The sequence below is a fragment of the Methylophaga sp. OBS4 genome, assembly GCF_026319305.1.
Taxonomy (GTDB): domain Bacteria; phylum Pseudomonadota; class Gammaproteobacteria; order Nitrosococcales; family Methylophagaceae; genus Methylophaga.
The window spans coordinates 1-17,079 of the sequence record NZ_JAPDMV010000043.1; the positions used below are offsets into that span (position 1 = coordinate 1).

General features: G+C 49.8%; 16 protein-coding genes. 6 read left to right on the forward strand and 10 right to left on the reverse strand.

The window, feature by feature from the left end; translation table 11 throughout:
- Window positions 1–722: ABC transporter permease (locus OMP95_RS11400; RefSeq protein ID WP_266328916.1), on the reverse strand; the 722-nt coding region annotated here is incomplete at its 3' end.
- A 269-nt stretch (window positions 723–991) separates the two neighbouring features.
- Between OMP95_RS11400 and OMP95_RS11405 the strand changes: the two genes are divergently transcribed.
- The 3 genes from OMP95_RS11405 (at window position 992) to OMP95_RS11415 (ending at window position 3,397) form a co-directional block, all read left to right on the forward strand.
- Window positions 992–1,744 carry a hypothetical protein gene (locus OMP95_RS11405; RefSeq protein ID WP_266328918.1) on the forward strand — a complete coding sequence of 251 codons (753 nt, stop codon included), beginning with the start codon at window positions 992–994 and terminating at the stop codon, window positions 1,742–1,744.
- Window positions 1,745–1,809: 65 nt separating this feature from the next.
- On the forward strand, window positions 1,810–2,658 hold the full coding sequence (locus OMP95_RS11410; RefSeq protein ID WP_266328920.1) for a DUF692 domain-containing protein: 849 nt from the start codon (window positions 1,810–1,812) through the stop codon (window positions 2,656–2,658).
- On the forward strand, window positions 2,651–3,397 hold the full coding sequence (locus tag OMP95_RS11415) for a DNA-binding domain-containing protein (RefSeq protein ID WP_266328922.1): 747 nt from the start codon (window positions 2,651–2,653) through the stop codon (window positions 3,395–3,397). The genes OMP95_RS11410 and OMP95_RS11415 overlap by 8 nt, the downstream gene beginning before the upstream one ends.
- Window positions 3,398–3,453: 56 nt before the next feature.
- Here OMP95_RS11415 and OMP95_RS11420 read toward each other — a convergent pair whose 3' ends face one another.
- Both OMP95_RS11420 and edd read right to left on the reverse strand, forming a co-directional pair.
- Window positions 3,454–4,086 (reverse strand): bifunctional 4-hydroxy-2-oxoglutarate aldolase/2-dehydro-3-deoxy-phosphogluconate aldolase, encoded by a 633-nt coding sequence (locus tag OMP95_RS11420; protein WP_266328925.1) that lies wholly within the window; start codon window positions 4,084–4,086, stop codon window positions 3,454–3,456.
- 58 nt (window positions 4,087–4,144) lie between these two features.
- Window positions 4,145–5,968 (reverse strand): phosphogluconate dehydratase, encoded by a 1,824-nt coding sequence (gene edd / locus OMP95_RS11425; RefSeq protein WP_266328927.1) that lies wholly within the window; start codon window positions 5,966–5,968, stop codon window positions 4,145–4,147.
- Between the two features lie 429 nt (window positions 5,969–6,397).
- On the opposite strand from edd, the gene trmB reads away from it, so the two are divergent.
- The 3 genes from trmB to OMP95_RS11440 all read left to right on the forward strand — a co-directional run bounded on the left by trmB (window position 6,398) and on the right by OMP95_RS11440 (window position 10,252).
- A complete protein-coding gene (gene trmB / locus OMP95_RS11430; protein ID WP_266328929.1) occupies window positions 6,398–7,084 on the forward strand; it encodes a tRNA (guanosine(46)-N7)-methyltransferase TrmB in 687 nt (228 codons plus the stop codon).
- An 86-nt stretch (window positions 7,085–7,170) separates the two neighbouring features.
- Window positions 7,171–8,442, forward strand: a complete 1,272-nt coding sequence (locus OMP95_RS11435; protein ID WP_266328931.1) for an OmpP1/FadL family transporter — start codon at window positions 7,171–7,173, stop codon at window positions 8,440–8,442.
- A 7-nt stretch (window positions 8,443–8,449) separates the two neighbouring features.
- Window positions 8,450–10,252 carry an AMP-dependent synthetase/ligase gene (locus tag OMP95_RS11440; protein WP_266328933.1) on the forward strand — a complete coding sequence of 601 codons (1,803 nt, stop codon included), beginning with the start codon at window positions 8,450–8,452 and terminating at the stop codon, window positions 10,250–10,252.
- A gap of 56 nt (window positions 10,253–10,308) precedes the next feature.
- Here the strand turns inward: OMP95_RS11440 and folC are convergent, their stop codons facing one another.
- From folC to OMP95_RS11475, 7 genes are all read right to left on the reverse strand, one after another.
- A complete protein-coding gene (gene folC / locus OMP95_RS11445) occupies window positions 10,309–11,607 on the reverse strand; it encodes a bifunctional tetrahydrofolate synthase/dihydrofolate synthase (protein WP_266328935.1) in 1,299 nt (432 codons plus the stop codon).
- A gap of 11 nt (window positions 11,608–11,618) precedes the next feature.
- Window positions 11,619–12,476, reverse strand: coding sequence for an acetyl-CoA carboxylase, carboxyltransferase subunit beta (gene accD / locus OMP95_RS11450; RefSeq protein WP_266328937.1), 858 nt, complete (start codon window positions 12,474–12,476; stop codon window positions 11,619–11,621).
- A 20-nt stretch (window positions 12,477–12,496) separates the two neighbouring features.
- Complete coding sequence (gene trpA, locus OMP95_RS11455; protein WP_266328940.1) at window positions 12,497–13,318, reverse strand: tryptophan synthase subunit alpha; 822 nt, start codon at window positions 13,316–13,318, stop codon at window positions 12,497–12,499.
- A gap of 10 nt (window positions 13,319–13,328) precedes the next feature.
- Window positions 13,329–14,549 carry a tryptophan synthase subunit beta gene (gene trpB / locus OMP95_RS11460; RefSeq protein WP_266328942.1) on the reverse strand — a complete coding sequence of 407 codons (1,221 nt, stop codon included), beginning with the start codon at window positions 14,547–14,549 and terminating at the stop codon, window positions 13,329–13,331.
- Window positions 14,542–15,156 carry a phosphoribosylanthranilate isomerase gene (locus tag OMP95_RS11465; RefSeq protein WP_266328944.1) on the reverse strand — a complete coding sequence of 205 codons (615 nt, stop codon included), beginning with the start codon at window positions 15,154–15,156 and terminating at the stop codon, window positions 14,542–14,544. The genes trpB and OMP95_RS11465 overlap by 8 nt, the downstream gene beginning before the upstream one ends.
- 36 nt (window positions 15,157–15,192) lie before the next feature.
- Window positions 15,193–15,972, reverse strand: a complete 780-nt coding sequence (gene truA, locus OMP95_RS11470) for a tRNA pseudouridine(38-40) synthase TruA (RefSeq protein ID WP_266328946.1) — start codon at window positions 15,970–15,972, stop codon at window positions 15,193–15,195.
- 13 nt (window positions 15,973–15,985) lie between these two features.
- The coding region (locus OMP95_RS11475; protein ID WP_323135132.1) for a FimV/HubP family polar landmark protein at window positions 15,986–17,079 on the reverse strand (1,094 nt) is incomplete at its 5' end.

The following is a 17,079-nucleotide window of genomic DNA, read 5'->3' on the forward strand; positions in this document are numbered from 1 at the left end:
TGTGAGAATAAGACTCTGACCTCCGATAATCCTTTCGCTCGCGCGGTGCGGACGTAGTCCTTGGATACTTCTTCCAGAAACAGCGTGCGATACCAGCGGGAACCGGAACCGATACCGGAAACAATGCCAATCACCACCGGTAGAATCAGAAATTTGATGGTGCTGATGCCTTCGCCAAAACCGGATATCGGCACCAACTGCATGATCTTACCCACCAGAAATTGACCGCCGATAATATAAAACAGACCGGAAATTGACATCAGTACCACACAGAGTATGACCCCGCTGAGATCGACATAAGTCGCCCGAAAAAACACCATCAGCATGGCAAAAGTGATATTCACCAGGAGACCAATCACAAATACCGGTACCGCGATCGCCAGGCTGGGCCACATACGGGTCCGGATATCCTGTCCGATATCACGGCCATCGTCCGCCTGGCCGAACTCAAACACAAACAAAGTGAGTGATTTGGTAAAGAAAATGGTGTCGGTAACCTGGTTGAGACCTTCTGCCCCAGTGTTCCATATCAGCGCTTTATTATAGCCGCGTTCTTCTTTCCATGATTCAATGGCCTGCTCAGTCACATGTTTGCCACCCAGATGCATGCGCGCCATATCATCAGGTGTATTCACCATGAAAAACAGTACGAATGTCAGTGCATTAACCCCCATCAGGATAGGAAATGCATACAAGATTCTTCTGACGATATAAGCGAGCATGATGGTTCAATTACCTGTTGGCAGTTTTGGCTTCAAGTTAATGACTTAAACACGGCTGTTCAAGTCTCACAAAAGGTTTATTGTATCAGTTGCGAATCGTCAAAGGCGGCTTGAACTAATCCTGAACTGGCAGATAATGAAGGGGAAAACGTTAATTATGCCGATCCCATTATCACGGTGGTCGACGTTTAATATGCAGACACAAAAACTCAATATTATTTGTTATTTTTCAGTTAATTATGAACAAACATTAAAGTAGGATATTTATTATGAAAACCTTATCTTTATCACTTGCCCTGTCTTTTATCCTCTCTCTGAGCCTGCCGGTGATGGCTGAAGAAACACAGATTATGGTGCGTGCCCGGGCAGTTGACGCCAAGTTTATCGGTACCAGTGTCGGCGGCGTAAAAGTGGTAGTCGAAGATGCCGAAACGGGTGAAATTCTAGACCAGGGCTGGATAAACGGCGATACCGGTGATACTACCAACTTGATGAAAGAACCGGTGTCGCGAGGTCAGCAGCTGACTGATAATAACACGGCCGGTTACTTGGCCAAGGTGGATATCCGCAGTCCGCGTTTGCTGCGTTTCAAACTTATTGGTCCTTATGGTTTCAGACAATCGTTGCAGGAGGCAACGGTCACCAGCTGGGTTATTCCCGGTAAAGACATTGTCGGTGACGGTATCACCTTAAGCATGCCCGGTTTTATCGTGGATGCCTGGACACAGGTATTGGAAGGAGGCCAAGTTGAAATCTACACCAAAGCTTCTTTGTTGTGTGGCTGCCCGATTACCAAAGACGGTTTCTGGCAACCGGATGATTACGAAGCCACCGCTATTTTGATGCAAGATGAACAGAAAGTAGCTGAAGTGCCGTTGAATTTTGTCGGTCCGGTCGGCCTGTTTTCAGCTAAAACCGAGATTAAAACCTCAGGCCACTACAAAGCGATTGTTTATCTGATTGACCAGAAGACAGGCAACGTCGGTGTCGATCGCACCATGTTTGAGGTTAACTTGAAATAACTGCCTGTAACATTTGCCTGTCTAAACAGTCTTAAATTTATGTTTGAATTAATCAGGAGCAGAACATGAACAGCGCATCTTGTCCGGTGTCCGGTGCCGGTCTGGGGCTGCGTCGCAGCTTTATCGACGAGCTGGCGGCGATGGAACAGACCGATATTGATTTTCTTGAGGTTGCACCCGAAAACTGGATGGAAATGGGCGGTGCCTTCGGCAGAAAATTCACGGCTATGGCGGAACGCTATCCCATGTTATGTCACGGATTATCATTGTCCATCGGCAGTCCCGCACCACTGGATGAACATTTCCTGCAACGGCTGAAAAAATTCTTCGATAAACATCAGATTCGTTGCTACAGCGAACATCTGAGCTATTGCAGTGATGACGGGCATCTTTATGACCTGATGCCGATTCCCTTTACTGAAGAGGCAGTCTATTACGTGGCCGATCGCATCAAACGCATTCAGGATATTCTTGAACGGCGTCTGGTGATTGAAAATGTCTCCTACTACGCCGCGCCCGGTCAGGAACTCAACGAAATCGATTTTGTTAACGCTATCCTGGCTGAGGCCAACTGTGATTTATTGCTGGATGTGAACAATGTGTTTGTGAACAGCATCAATCATCGCTACGATGCCGAAAGTTACATCAAGGCCATACCGACTGATCGTATTGCTTATCTGCATATTGCCGGCCATTACAATGAAGCGGCCGATCTGCTTGTTGATACTCATGGTGCGGATGTCATTGATCCGGTGTGGCAATTACTGCAGAAAACCTACACACAACACGGGGTTATCCCCACTCTGCTGGAACGTGACTTCAATATTCCCGCGCTGCAGCATTTACTTGACGAAGTCTCGACCATTCATCATTACCAACAGCAATACAAGGCGCAGCATGTCTCAAATGGCTAAATCATTCACTGAAACCCAATATCAGTTTGCCGCTTATATCCGTGATCCTGAACACAAGGCCGCACCTGACAATATTGAACAACGGCGAATGGCTATCTACCGTGATTTGTTTTTCAACAATATCGAAGGCAGTCTAAGCAATGCGTTTCCGGTGATCAGAACGCTTTTTTCTGAGGAAAAATGGCTGGCAATGGCAAGGGACTTTATGGTCAAACACCATTGTAAAAGCCCGCTATTTGTTGATATTGCCCGCGAATTTATCAGCTATCTGGAGCACGAACGCGACAGCCGCGATGATCCGGTTTTTATGCAGGAACTGGCTCATTACGAATGGGTTGAGCTGGCGCTGAGCATTGCCGAGCCGGAGTTTGAGCAGTCAACTTTTGATGATAATGAAGACTGCCTGACTCTAAGCTTACACAAATCCCCTTTAGCCTGGTCGCTGGTGTATCACTACCCGGTGCACCAGATAGGCCCCGATAATCAGCCGGATACAGCCAGCGAAACGCCGGTATGTTTGCTTGTATATCGAAACGGCGAAGACAAAATTAAATTTATAGAACTCAATCCTGTCAGTGCCCACCTGATCGATTTGCTTAATCAGGGCTTAACCGGTTATCAGGCCGCCGAACAAATAGCGCAGGCTTTGCAACATCCAAACCCGGATGTGGTGACGGAAGGCGCAAGACAAATGGTCATTGACTGGTTATCACGCGGTATTCTGTTACGACAGGACTGAAAACAAAAAAGCCGGATAACAAATCCGGCTTTTTTATTATTGGCTGGGGTGAAAACTCAGGCAGTAGCCAGTTCAATCGCTTCCGCTGACAGTCGGGTAATTTCATCCCAGTTTTCAGCATCGACCAGATTAGCCGCACACATCCATGAGCCACCCACACAGGCCACGTTTGGCAAGCTGTAGTAGTCTTTAACATTCTTCTGACTGACACCACCGGTCGGACAGAAGGTGATCTGTGGAATCGGCGCGCCGATTGATTTCAACATCGGTACCCCGCCCGCCGCTTCTGCCGGGAAGAATTTCATTGCAGTAATGCCTTTCTCCAGCAGACGCATAGCTTCACTTGGATTAGCCACACCCGGCAAAAGCGGAACACCGGTTTTCAGCGCGGCGTCAATCAGGGTATCAGTGGTACCCGGGCTGACAATAAATTCAGCACCGGCATCGATGGCCGCATTCAGGGTTTCAATGTTGATAATGGTGCCGGCACCGACAATCGCATCAGGCACTTCTGCTTTAATGCGTCTGATTGATTCCAGGGCCGCATCGGTACGCAGGGTGATCTCCAGCACTTTCAGACCGCCTTTGACCAGTGCATGGGCCAGCGGTACGGCATGTTCAACATTGTTGATTACCATCACCGGTACAATCGGTGACACCTGCATGATTTCATGAATTGTTTTGCTCATTCTTTTAATTTTTCCAAGATTCAAATTAGCTTAATATCACAGTCGGCCTGATATTATTTTATTCAACATTGAACATATTGATAGCACCGGTCTCAGCAGTAGAAACACCGCGGCGGAAGCTGTCAAACAATTCACGTCCCATACCGTAGTGATGTTCAGTATTTGCCATCACACAGGCTATGCGGGAGTTGAGTTCTTCTTCAGAAACCAGCACATCAAGTTCACCACGCTGGGTGTCGAGACGAATCATATCGCCGTCACGCACTTTGGTCAGCAGGCTGCCATCCGCACATTCCGGACACAGATGAATCGCTGATGGCACTTTACCGGAAGCACCGGACATACGGCCGTCAGTGACCAAGGCGACTTTGAAACCTTTATCCTGCAGCACGCCCAGCGATGGGGTCAGTTTATGCAGTTCAGGCATACCGTTGGATTTGGGTCCCTGGAAACGCAAGACGACAATAACGTCTTTATTCATTTCACCGCGTTTGAAGGCTTCGACCACGTCATCCTGGTGATCAAACACCATGGCAGGCGCTTCCACAACCTGATGCTTGGGATCAACAGCCGATATTTTCGACATACCGCGGCCCAGATTACCTTTAATCAAATGCAAGCCGCCGCTGGTAGCAAATGGGGCGTTTACGCTACCAATAACGTCACTATCAAGTGAAGTATCGGTGCCTTCCTCCCAAATCAGCTGCCCATCTCTCAACTTGGGCTCTTGGGTGTATTGCGCCATTCCATGGGTATCGCCTACTGTGATGATATCTTCATGTAACATGCCGTGGGCAGTCAGTTCTCTGATCAACAACCCCATACCGCCTGCAGCCTGGAAGTGGTTAATATCCGCCTGGCCATTAGGATAAATACGCGTCACCAACGGGATCAATTTAGACAAACGGTCAAAGTCATCCCAGTTGATAATAATGCCTGCGGCACGTGCAATCGCGATAAGGTGAATTGTGTGGTTAGTTGAACCACCTGTTGCCAACAGACCGACCAATGCGTTGATAATGGCTTTTTCATTAATCATATGCCCAATAGGACGGAAATCATCACCTAGTGCGGTAAATTTCAGTACCTGGCGGGTGGCTTGTTTGGTCAGTTCATCGCGCAGTGGCGTGTTCGGGTTAATGAATGAACTACCAGGCAGATGCAGGCCCATCATTTCAACCATCATCTGGTTACTGTTAGCCGTACCGTAGAAAGTACAGGTGCCCGGGCTATGGTATGACTCGGATTCTGCTTTCAGCAGTTCCTCACGGCCTACTTTACCTTCAGCATATAGCTGACGAATACGGACTTTTTCTTTGTTTGGCATGCCGCTTGGCATGGGCCCTGCAGGCACAAACACTGCTGGCAAATGACCAAAACTCAGCGCACCGATAAGCAAACCGGGAACGATCTTGTCACAAACACCGAGATATAAAGCGGCATCAAACATATTATGGCTGAGGCCAATGGCTGTCGCCATTGCGATAACGTCACGGCTGAACAAAGACAATTCCATGCCCGGTTGCCCTTGCGTAACACCATCGCACATGGCAGGTACGCCACCTGCAAACTGGGCCACACCCCCGGCTTCTCTGGCCGCTTCTTTAATGATCGCGGGGAAATCCCTGAACGGCTGGTGTGCCGACAACATATCGTTGTAGGAGGAAATAATCGCAATGTTAGCTTTTTTGTCACCAGCCAGATCAGCCTTCTCCCCCGCTCCGCAGGCCGCAAAACCGTGTGCCAGGTTACCGCATCCCAATACCGCACGATGAGGACCTTTGTCTAATGCCTCATCAAGACGGGACAGATAGGTGGCTCGTGATTTTTTACTACGTTCGATAATGTCATTGGTGACGGCTTCTAATACTGGATGAACCATACTTTTTTCTCTCTTAAAAAACTTTGCCTGATTGATTGCAAAGATATTTGCAGGGCCCGATAGCACCCTTCAGATTGTACATAAAGACCTTCCAGTATAACCCGAAAGCACTTTTTTAGCACGTTATGAGTACAAATCTGCCACTGTTTTCAACGCTAAAGAGCCGCTGAAGACTTGCCGAGTTTTGAATCAAAGAACCGTAGGCAAGTGATCTCTCAAAGTTATTTTGCTTAACGACATAGTGGAATCGAAAACGAGGTAAGTCTGAAATAAACAAAGTGGACACATTGTTCAAATGCTGCCCCTTCCTAACTGCGTGCGCCAGTTCAAACAAGTCATTAACTCATTGACCGAACAGGGGCTGCCTTCGTTCCGTCGCTTGCTGTATGATTATGCGCTCAAATTTATTCGTCTTCAGAAACCCATACCATGACTGAAACTAAAGCCATGCGAACCATTCGCAGCTTTGTACGCCGTGAAGGCAGACTGACACCGGGCCAGCAAAAAGCACTGGATAATCTGTGGCCGGAATTTGGCATTGATGACAGCAGCGACATGCTCGATCTGGATCAGCTGTTTGGCCGTGAAGCACCTAAAGTACTGGAAATCGGCTTTGGCAATGGCGCCTCTCTGGTAGAAATGGCCAAACAACAACCCGAACTGGACTTTATCGGTGTCGAAGTACACCGCCCGGGTGTCGGTCAGTTGCTGAAAGCTATCGAAACGGAACAAATCAGCAATATTCGTGTGGCCTGTACCGATGCCGTTGAACTCCTGAAACAGCGCATACCCGACAAAGCACTGGCACGGGTGCAACTGTATTTTCCCGATCCTTGGCATAAGAAACGCCATCATAAACGCCGTATCATTCAACCAGCTTTTGTTAATCTGTTGGCAGACAAGTTACAACACGGCGGTTATCTGCACCTCGCCACCGATTGGGAAGACTATGCGATACAGATGCTGGCCGATGTTTCAGGGAATGAGCGTTTTCACAATACCAGCCTGATAGGAGACTACATTGAACGTCCTGTCTATCGGCCGCTCACCAAGTTCGAACAGCGAGGCCATCGGCTCGGACACGGTGTCTGGGACCTGTTGTTCAAACGCGTTTAACAAACAAATAGCCAAAAAACTTGCGTCTTATGATCGCTTAGGATAGTTTAGGCCATTAATTAAGATCATGACGCAAGTGTTTGACTATGAAATTGAAATTAGAAAAATTATCAGCGGTTATTCTGCTCTTTTCAGCCAGCTCATCTGCATGGGCGGCAGGTTATGCCATTCAGGAACAGAGTGTCACCGGCCTGGGACGGGCTTTCGCCGGCAGTGCGGCAGTGGCGGAAGATGCGTCGACCATTTTCTTCAACCCGGCAGGTCTGACTTATCTTGATCGCGCTGAAATGGATATCGGGCTCAACTACATCGCGCCCAAATCCGAGTTCAATAATAACGGTTCATCCATCGCCGGCGTCATTCCCTTGTCCGGCGGTGACTATGGCGATGCTGGTAAAAATGCGATCCTGCCCAATTTCTACTATGCCAAACCGATTAATGACAAACTGTCGCTGGGGCTGGGAATCAGCGCACCATTTGGTTTGGTAACCGACTATAACGAAACCTGGGTCGGCCGCTATTTTGCTGTCAAGTCCGATCTGAAAACGGTTAATTTCAACCCGTCCATCGCGTTTAAAGCGACAGAAAAGCTGTCTGTCGGTGCCGGCATCAGTGCCCAGTTTATCGACTTGACCCTCAGCCAGATGGTCGATTTGGGCGCCGCACTCGGCCCCGGCCCGCAGCTTGCTGATGGCAAGGCCAAGCTGAAAGCGGATGACTGGGGCTTTGGTTTTAATGTCGGCCTTCTGTACCAGATGACGGGAAATACCCGCATTGGCCTCGCATACCGTTCCAAAATTGCCCATACCCTGGAAGGTGACGGCAAACTCCGCGACGCCGACGGCAATTTGCTCAGCAAGGAAAATATTCAAGGCGATGTCGATTTGCCAGAGACCGTGTCTTTGGCCATCAACCACGATATCAATGACACATGGTCAATCATGGCCGATGCCACCCTGACTCGCTGGACTCGCTTTGAAGAGCTCGTTATTGAATCTGACGGGCCGTTTCTCAGTGCCGAAAAAACCGAGGACTGGGACAATTCCATGCGCTACAGTTTGGGTGTATCTTACAGATATAGCCCGAAGTGGCAGTTCCGCACCGGTATTGCCTATGACGAGTCCCCGATCTCCAGTGCTGAAAGACGCACAGCTCGGATTCCGGGTAATGATCGTAAATGGGTGGCACTGGGTGCGACCTACCGCTACTCGGATAATATTATTATCGACGCCGGTTATGCCCACCTGTTTATTGACGATCCAAAAATCAACGAAACCGATGACAATGGCTACAACCTCAAAGGCAGCTATGATGCCAGTGTCGATTTATTAGGGCTTCAGCTACGCTGGCTGATGTAAAAAGCGTATGACTAAGGACAGCACGGATTACATTTCGGCAGAACGGGCAGGCACGCTATACGGCCTGTTTCTGGAACGCTTGTCCCGTTCGCCGGACCACACCGCCTACCAGAGCTATTCGTCGCAAACCGAGAACTGGTACAACACCAGCTGGCGGGAAGTCGCCCGACAAGTCGCTCGCTGGCAACAGGCACTGGCTGACGAAAAGCTGGAGCCCGGTGACCGAGTCGCGCTGAACCTGCGTAACTGTAAAGAGTGGATAATTTTCGATCAGGCAGCGATGGGGCTGGGTCTTATCGTGGTGCCGCTTTATCCCGATGACCGGCCGGATAATGTGGCTTACATTCTGCAAGATGCAGATGTGAAATGCCTGTTCCTGCAAAATACCAATCAATGGAAACGCCTGCAGTCCTCAATAACCGAAGAGCATCGTCTGAGCCGCGTTATCATCAACAATGACGATGATGAAACATTAACCGGTCCCGCCGTGTATGCCCGTGACTGGCTGGCTGCCGCCAGCGGTGATCTCAAACAATGGGACGCCGATCCCCATCAGTTGGCCTCGATTATCTATACCTCCGGCACCACAGGTCGTCCCAAAGGGGTGATGCTCAGTCATCACAATATGCTGTCTGTAGCGGCCGGCGCCCTGCAATATTTTGATATCCTGCCCGACGATCTGTTCCTGTCCTTTTTGCCTTTATCGCATACACTGGAACGCACGGCGGGCTATTATCTGCCTATCATGGCCGGCGCCAGTGTTGCCTTCTCTCGCGGCATTCCCCAGCTCGCCGACGATATGCTGACGATCAAACCGACTATCCTGATTGCCGTACCACGTATTTTTGAGCGTATCTACACTCGTCTGCAGGCACAACTGGCTGGCAAGCCATTTATCAGTCGTTTTCTGTTTCATGCCAATGTCACCATCGGCTGGGCAAAGTTCAGGTATGTGCAAGGGCGTCAGGGCTGGCGTCCAAGTTTCCTGCTATTACCTTTGCTGAACAAACTCGTTGCCAGTAAGGTGCATCAACGCATGGGCGGGCGACTGAGACTGACCGTCAGTGGTGGTGCCGCCCTGCCGGAAAACGTCGCCAGGCTATTTATCGGCCTAGGCGTGAACCTGTTGCAGGGTTATGGCCTGACTGAAACCAGCCCGGTGGTCAGTGTTAACGAACCGGACAATAACGTACCTGCCAGTGTCGGTCGGGCGATACCTGGCGTTGCCGTCAAAATTGGTGAAAACGACGAACTCATGGTACGCGGCCCCGGTAATATGCTGGGTTATTGGAACAACCATAAGGCTACCGCACAGACCATTGATGCGGAAGGCTGGTTACACACCGGCGATCAGGCCAGAATCAGCGACAGCGGTCATATCTACATTACCGGACGCATCAAAGATATTCTGATTCTGAGTACTGGCGAAAAAGTCCCGCCCGTCGATATTGAAACAGCCATTCTGGCCGATGATCATTTTGAGCAGGCTTTGATTGTCGGTGAAGGCAAATCCTATCTTTCGGCGTTGCTGGTGCTGAACTCGGATAAATGGTTCAGCCTGGCACGGGAACTGGGGCTGGATGCTATGGATAATGCCAGTCTTAACAGCAAGAGCCTGCAACAGCATGTGATACAAACTTTGCGGCAGTTACTGCACGACTTTCCGACTCATGCCAAAATTCGCCGGGTCACGCTGACTTTGGAACCCTGGACGGTGGAAAATGGTTTATTAACGCCGACGCTGAAGGTGAAACGTGCCAAAGTCATTGAACATCATCAGCAAGATATCCTTAATATGTATCGTAAATAAGAACCTGTCAGGAGGCGGATTGGGTTTGACGTAACGATGAAAAGCCGGACAATCTCCTAGCTGGCAGCTAATACCGGCTGCTGACACTCCGGCATGATTCGCATGGCCGCTTCAATCGTGTGAAAAGAGCCAAAGACCAATATACGATCACCATGGCCGGCGCTGGCCATCGCTGCTGTATAGGCTTCTTCGACCTGCTGATAACAGCCGACTTTCTTATCTCCGACCACAGGAGCCAGGGATTCAGACAGTTTTTCAGCAGTGAGTCCCCGGTTGCCATCAAGTCCTGCCAGAAACCAGAAATCAATGACCTCATTCAGTGCCTCAGCCACCGCACGACTATCTTTGTCACGCAGCATCGCCAGCACAGCATAAGTATTGCCCGGGCCTGCTGTTTCGGTGAGTAAAGTCCGCAGATTCTCCGCGCCCTGCTGGTTATGGGTGACATCAAGAATCCGGGTAATCGCACCTGGTATAACCTGAAAACGCCCCGCCAGCCGCACCTGTTGCAAACCCTGGTGGATAGCTGTGGCGCTGATGGTCATACCCTGCTGAACCAGCAGATCACAGACCTGCAACACCGCAGCACTGTTTTGTAGCTGATAATGGCCTGCCAGCGCAGGATAAGGTAAGCCCTGCAAGCCAGTACCGGCATTGCGCCATGACCAGTCAATCTCGCTGAACTGATAATTGAAGTCGTCACCGGCTACAAAACAGGGAGATCGTAATTGCTGCGCATACGCCAGCACTGTCGCCGGTGGCGAGGTTTCAGAACAGACTACAGGTTTGCCTGCACGTAAAATGCCGGCTTTTTCACGGCCGATAAGTTCGCGTGTCTCGCCCAGCCAGACCGTATGGTCAAGCCCAATCGGTGTAATCAAGGCAACATCGGCATCAAACAGATTAACGGCATCAAGACGTCCGCCCATTCCGACTTCCAGAACCGCTATATCGACCTGCTCCCGGCTGAAAATATCTGCGGCAGCCAGCGTGGCAAACTCAAAATAGGTCAGCGAAATATCGCCACGCGCTTCATCAATGCGTGCGAATGCCTGACAAATAGCCTCATCACTACAAGCTAACTCGTCTATGCAAATACGCTCGTTATAACGAAGCAGGTGTGGAGAGGTATAAGTCGCAGTGCGATAGCCAGCCGCCCGCAAAATAGCGGCGCTAATGGCAACCGAAGAACCTTTACCGTTAGTCCCGGCGACAGTAACGACCTTGAACGGCAATTGCTGGCTGCCGCCCATTTTCTGCCAGACCTGACCAACACGTTCCAGGCCCGGATCTATCTCAGTAAAGTGAAGATTTTCCTGCCACTGCAACCATTGTGACAATGATGAAAAGCGCATTGATGTAGCTATCAGACCGCCGCGCGTTTTTGCAGCATGGTCAGCACATTGCTCAGACGATCACGCATATCACGACGATCGACAATCATATCCACGGCACCATGCTCCAGCAGGAATTCCGCACGCTGGAACCCCTCTGGCAGCTTTTCACGCACGGTTTGTTCAATAACCCGGGGGCCGGCAAAACCAATCAAAGCTTTGGGCTCAGCCACATTGATATCACCCAGCATCGCCAGACTGGCAGAGACACCGCCCATCGTCGGATCTGTCATAACGGATACGAAAGGTACACCGGCATCACTAAGCTGGGTCAAAATGGCACTGGTTTTCGCCATTTGCATCAATGAAAACAGGCCTTCCTGCATGCGGGCCCCGCCGCTGGCAGAAAAACAGATCAGCGGTATTTTGTTATTGAGGGCAACTTGTGCAGCACGTACAAATTTTTCGCCGACCACGGAGCCCATCGAACCGCCCATGAAATTGAAGTCAAAAGCCACAACCACCACGGGCAGACTATTAATTCTGCCCTGCATTGCCAGTAATGCATCATTCTCACCGGTATTACGCTGAGCCTGAGTGATGCGGTCACGATACCGTTTGCTGTCTTTAAAGCGCAATGTATCTAACGGTTTAACTTCCATGGCCAGCTCTTTACGATCTTCTTCATCCAGAAAACTTTCCAGCCGCATTCTGGCAGTAATCCGCTGATGATGTTCACATTTCGGGCACACCATCAGATTACGTTCCAGCTCGGCACGATACAGCACGCTGTCACAGCTTGGACATTTACACCAGACACCTTCCGGCACCGAGCGGCTACGTCCGGTAGTACGAATTTTTGATGGGATTAATCTTTCAAACCAACTCATCTTGTTACCTTTAATTGGACTCAGGCACTTGCCAGATCACGCGCATTAATCGCATGACGCATTTCAGCCAGCAGACCGGCTACGGCGGCTGGCAGTTCTTCCATACGCGTTGAATGTTCTTCAATACAACGCACCAGAGTACTGCCAACCACAACCGCATCAGCAATTTCAGATACGGCTGCGGCAGACTTGCCGTCACGTATACCAAAGCCGACACCCAGCGGCAGAGTGGTTTTTTCTCGCAGTTGCGCCAGTTTTTCGGTAACTTCAGTTACATCCAGTGCGGCCGCACCGGTGACACCCTTGATTGATACATAGTAGATGAAACCTCTGGCAAAGCTGGCAATTTTAGCCATACGCTCAGGCGATGTTGTCGGTGCCACCAGGTAAATGGTGTCAATATCATGCTGATCCATGATCATTCTGAATTCATCAGATTCTTCCGGTGGTATATCGACTGTCAATACACCATCAACACCCGCTTTTTGCGCTGTTTCAGCAAAATTCTGATAGCCCATGGCTTCAATAGGATTGGCATAGCCCATCAGTACGATCGGGGTATCCTTATTTTTCTCACGGAACTGGCTTACCATTTTCAATACATGTCTGATACTGACATCATTTTTCAGCGCACGTTCACAAGCTTTCTGAATCACCGGACCGTCACACATCGGATCTGAAAACGGAACGCCCAACTCGATAATGTCTGCACCGGCATCGACCAGCGCATGCAGCAAAGGCACCGTCACCCAGGGTTCGGGATCACCGGCTGTCACATAAGGGATCAGAGCGGTTTGACCATCCGCTTTCAGATTTTCAAAACATTGGCTAATACGACTCATGGTTGTTCCCTTAAAAATTCAAACCGGCCATTGCCGCTACCGTGTGCATATCCTTATCACCACGACCTGACAAGTTAATCAATAAAGTCTGGTCTGACGACATGGTCGGTGCCAGTTTGCTTGCATAGGCCAGTGCATGACTGGATTCCAGCGCCGGGATAATGCCCTCCGTGCGGGTTAATTCATGGAAGGCGGTCAGTGCTTCATCATCAGTCGCCGATACATAATTGGCACGGCCGATATCTTTCAACCACGCATGTTCAGGCCCGACACCTGGATAATCCAGACCGGCAGAAATGGAATGTGTTTCGATAATTTCGCCGTTTTCATCCTGCATCAGGTAGGTACGGTTACCGTGCAATACACCGGGCGTACCCGCTGATAGCGGCGCAGAATGCTGGCCGGTTTCAATGCCGTGCCCCGCTCCTTCCACGCCATACATGGCTACAGATTCATCTTCAATAAAAGGATAGAACAAACCGATAGCGTTGGAGCCACCACCAATACAGGCTACCAGCGCATCGGGTAATTTACCTGAAACGTCAAACATCTGCTGTTTGGCTTCACGGCCAATGATTGCCTGGAAGTCCCGCACCATCGCCGGGTAGGGATGTGGGCCCGCTACGGTCCCAATGATGTAAAACGTATCATCAACATTGGTTACCCAATCGCGCAGGGCTTCGTTCAAAGCATCTTTCAGTGTACGGGAGCCGGACTCTACCGGAATCACTTCGGCCCCTAGCAGTTTCATCCGGTAAACATTTTGAGCCTGACGTTTAACGTCCTCTGCGCCCATGTAAACAACGCATTCCAGACCCAGACGAGCCGCCACTGTCGCTGTCGCCACGCCATGCTGGCCCGCACCTGTTTCAGCAATAATTCTGTTTTTACCCATGCGTTTGGCCAGTAACGCCTGCCCTATGGTGTTATTGATCTTGTGTGCACCGGTATGGTTGAGATCCTCGCGCTTGAGGTAAATCTGCGCGCCCCCCAGCTTTTTGGTCCAGTTCTCGGCCAGATAGATAGGTGAAGGACGCCCGACAAAGGTACTCAAATCCTTGTCCATTTCGGCAAGAAAATCTGCATCGTCACGATATTTTGTGTAGGCCTGCTCCAATTCATAAATGGCCCCCATCAGGGTTTCGCCGACAAAACGGCCGCCATATGGGCCAAAATGACCTCGTTCATCCGGGAATGTCTTGTAATAGTCATGAATATACTGTTCAGGCATTTGCCACCTCTCTCATAAAAGCGCTGATTTTTTCATTACTTTTTATTCCCTTTTCACTTTCAACACCACCACTGACATCGACAGCAAAAGGTCGCACTTGTTGGATTGCTTCTGCCACATTATCGGCATTCAAGCCACCGGCAAGAATGATGGGTTTGTTTATCTGACTGATAATTGACCAGTCAAATACTACACCCGTTCCACCCGGCACGCCCGGTTGATAACTATCCAGTAACAGGCCAGCGGCCGACTGGTAATCCGTTGCCAAAGTGGTCAGATCGGTATCCGGTTTCATTCTGATCGCCTTCATATAAGGTTTGCCAAACTGGGCACAGAATGCCGGACTCTCATCTCCATGAAATTGAAGTATATCAATTGATAAGGCTTCAAGGCAGTGTAAAACCTGCTCTTTTTCAGGGTTAACGAACAACGCAACCACTGTGACAAAAGGAGGTAAACCACTGATAATTTGCTTCGCTTGCGCAACAGTCACCGCACGAGGACTGGGCGGGTAAAAAACCAGCCCGATGGCATCCGCACCGCTTTCGGCAGCAAAATCAGCATCTTGCTGACGTGTTACACCGCAAATTTTGACACGTGTTCTCATTTAACCTGGCAGAAATAAACTAGTCGACTTAATACTTTACCAGAGCACTGGAAAACCGGACACTGTCGGGAAAGAATATTGTTGCGGATAACGCACATCGACCAGATAAAGACCTTGTGGCGGTGAGGTGATGCCGCCCTGATTACGATCGCGGCTACGAAGCACTTCGCCGGCCCAATCTACCGGTTTCTTACCCTCACCTATTGCCGTCATCACCCCCACCAGATTGCGCACCATATGGTGCAAAAATGATTTGGCTTCGACATCAATGGCAATGCAGTCCTGATGGCTCGTTACCTTGATCATATCCAGTGTTTTAACCGGACTTTTTGCCTGACACTCACGTGCCCGGAATGCTGAAAAATCGTGCCGGCCAATAAGCTGATCGGCGGCAGCCTGCATGCGCTGCACATCTAACGGATGGTAATGCCACCACATTCGATTGTGATGGATGGCAGAACGGCTGGTACGATTGAGAATCAAATAGCGATAACTGCGTTTGACTGCTGAAAAGCGGGCATTGAAGTCTTCATCTACCGGCTTGACCCAGGCGACATTAACATCCTGGGGTAGATTGGAGTTGACCCCGAGTAACCAGCTACGCTCGTCGCGTATGGCATTCGAGTCAAAATGTACAACCTGATTGAGCGCATGCACACCAGTATCCGTTCTACCGGCAGCAAATACTTCAATATCCTCGTTTGCCACCATTGAAACGGCTTTTTGCAGTTCGCCCTGTACGGTTCTTAATCGGGGCTGAATCTGCCAGCCACAAAAATGCGTTCCAGCGTATTCAACGCCAAGGGCAATTCTCACTCAACCACCTGCGTTAAGTCAATGTGTCGAGCAAACTGTGCGCGCGATTTTTCTGCTCTTCGTTACCTTCAACCAGCACTTCATTGAGGATACTTTTGGCGCCGTCAGGATCGCCCATATCAATGTAGGCTGCTGCCAGATCAAGTTTGGTTTCGGCTTCATCAATATCGTCCAGATCACCGACATCAAACTCAAGATCAGGTTCATCTTCATCGTTGCCGAAATCCAAGTCAGCTTCAGCTAAATCTTCATCATTGTCAGCAGGCGGCGTAAAGTCCGGGTCAATATCAAACGAAAGCGTTTGATCGTTATCGGGCTGTTCCGGAATATCAAGCGGTTGTTCCTGATCCTCAGACTCAGTGGTTTCTTCTTCCCTATCGAAATTGATATCAAAAGCCAGCAAATCATCTTCTTCTTCGGCAGCAGGTTTGTCTTCTTCCGTGTTTTCTGCCACAGGCTCATCAGCAAAGTCGTTCAGATCAAAAGCAATGTGACCAGGCTCCTTCTCACTCTCAGGTTCTGCAGTATTCTCGACCGTAGCTGTCTCGGCAGACTGAACCTCATCTTCAACTTTCACTTCTTTGATCTCAGGCATTTTGTCGGTGAACAATTCGCTCCCCGGCAGCAACTCAAGCCCCCACTGTTTGACTTCGTCCCACTCATAGCTGTCTTTATCAAACTGTGTTTCTTCGACCAATGCCACAAACTCATCAATCTGCTTTTGCTTGTAAAGCACAAATAAAAGCTTATAAGCGACCAGCGTATTGTAAGGCTCTTGCAGGCGGGCTTGTTCTAATGAAGTTCTGGCCTGCACGTAATCAGCATAGCCTACAAACATATCAGCCTGCTCGACCAGTTCTGCTACTGTTTTTTCGCTGGCAGTTTCACTCGGCGCATCTGTGAAAGTTTCTGATTTTTCATCATCGGCGATGGCGGCGGCTGGTGCAACTGCCTCCGATTGTTCCATTTTGCCAACGGCTTCTTCCCAGGTGATTTCGCGATTACGTCGGCGGGCAATCAGCCACAAAATCAGCAGAATGAGTAAGCCACCCAGCGCTGTCTCCAGCTTGTGTTCAGCAACCCATTGTTTGACTGTGTCTACTACAG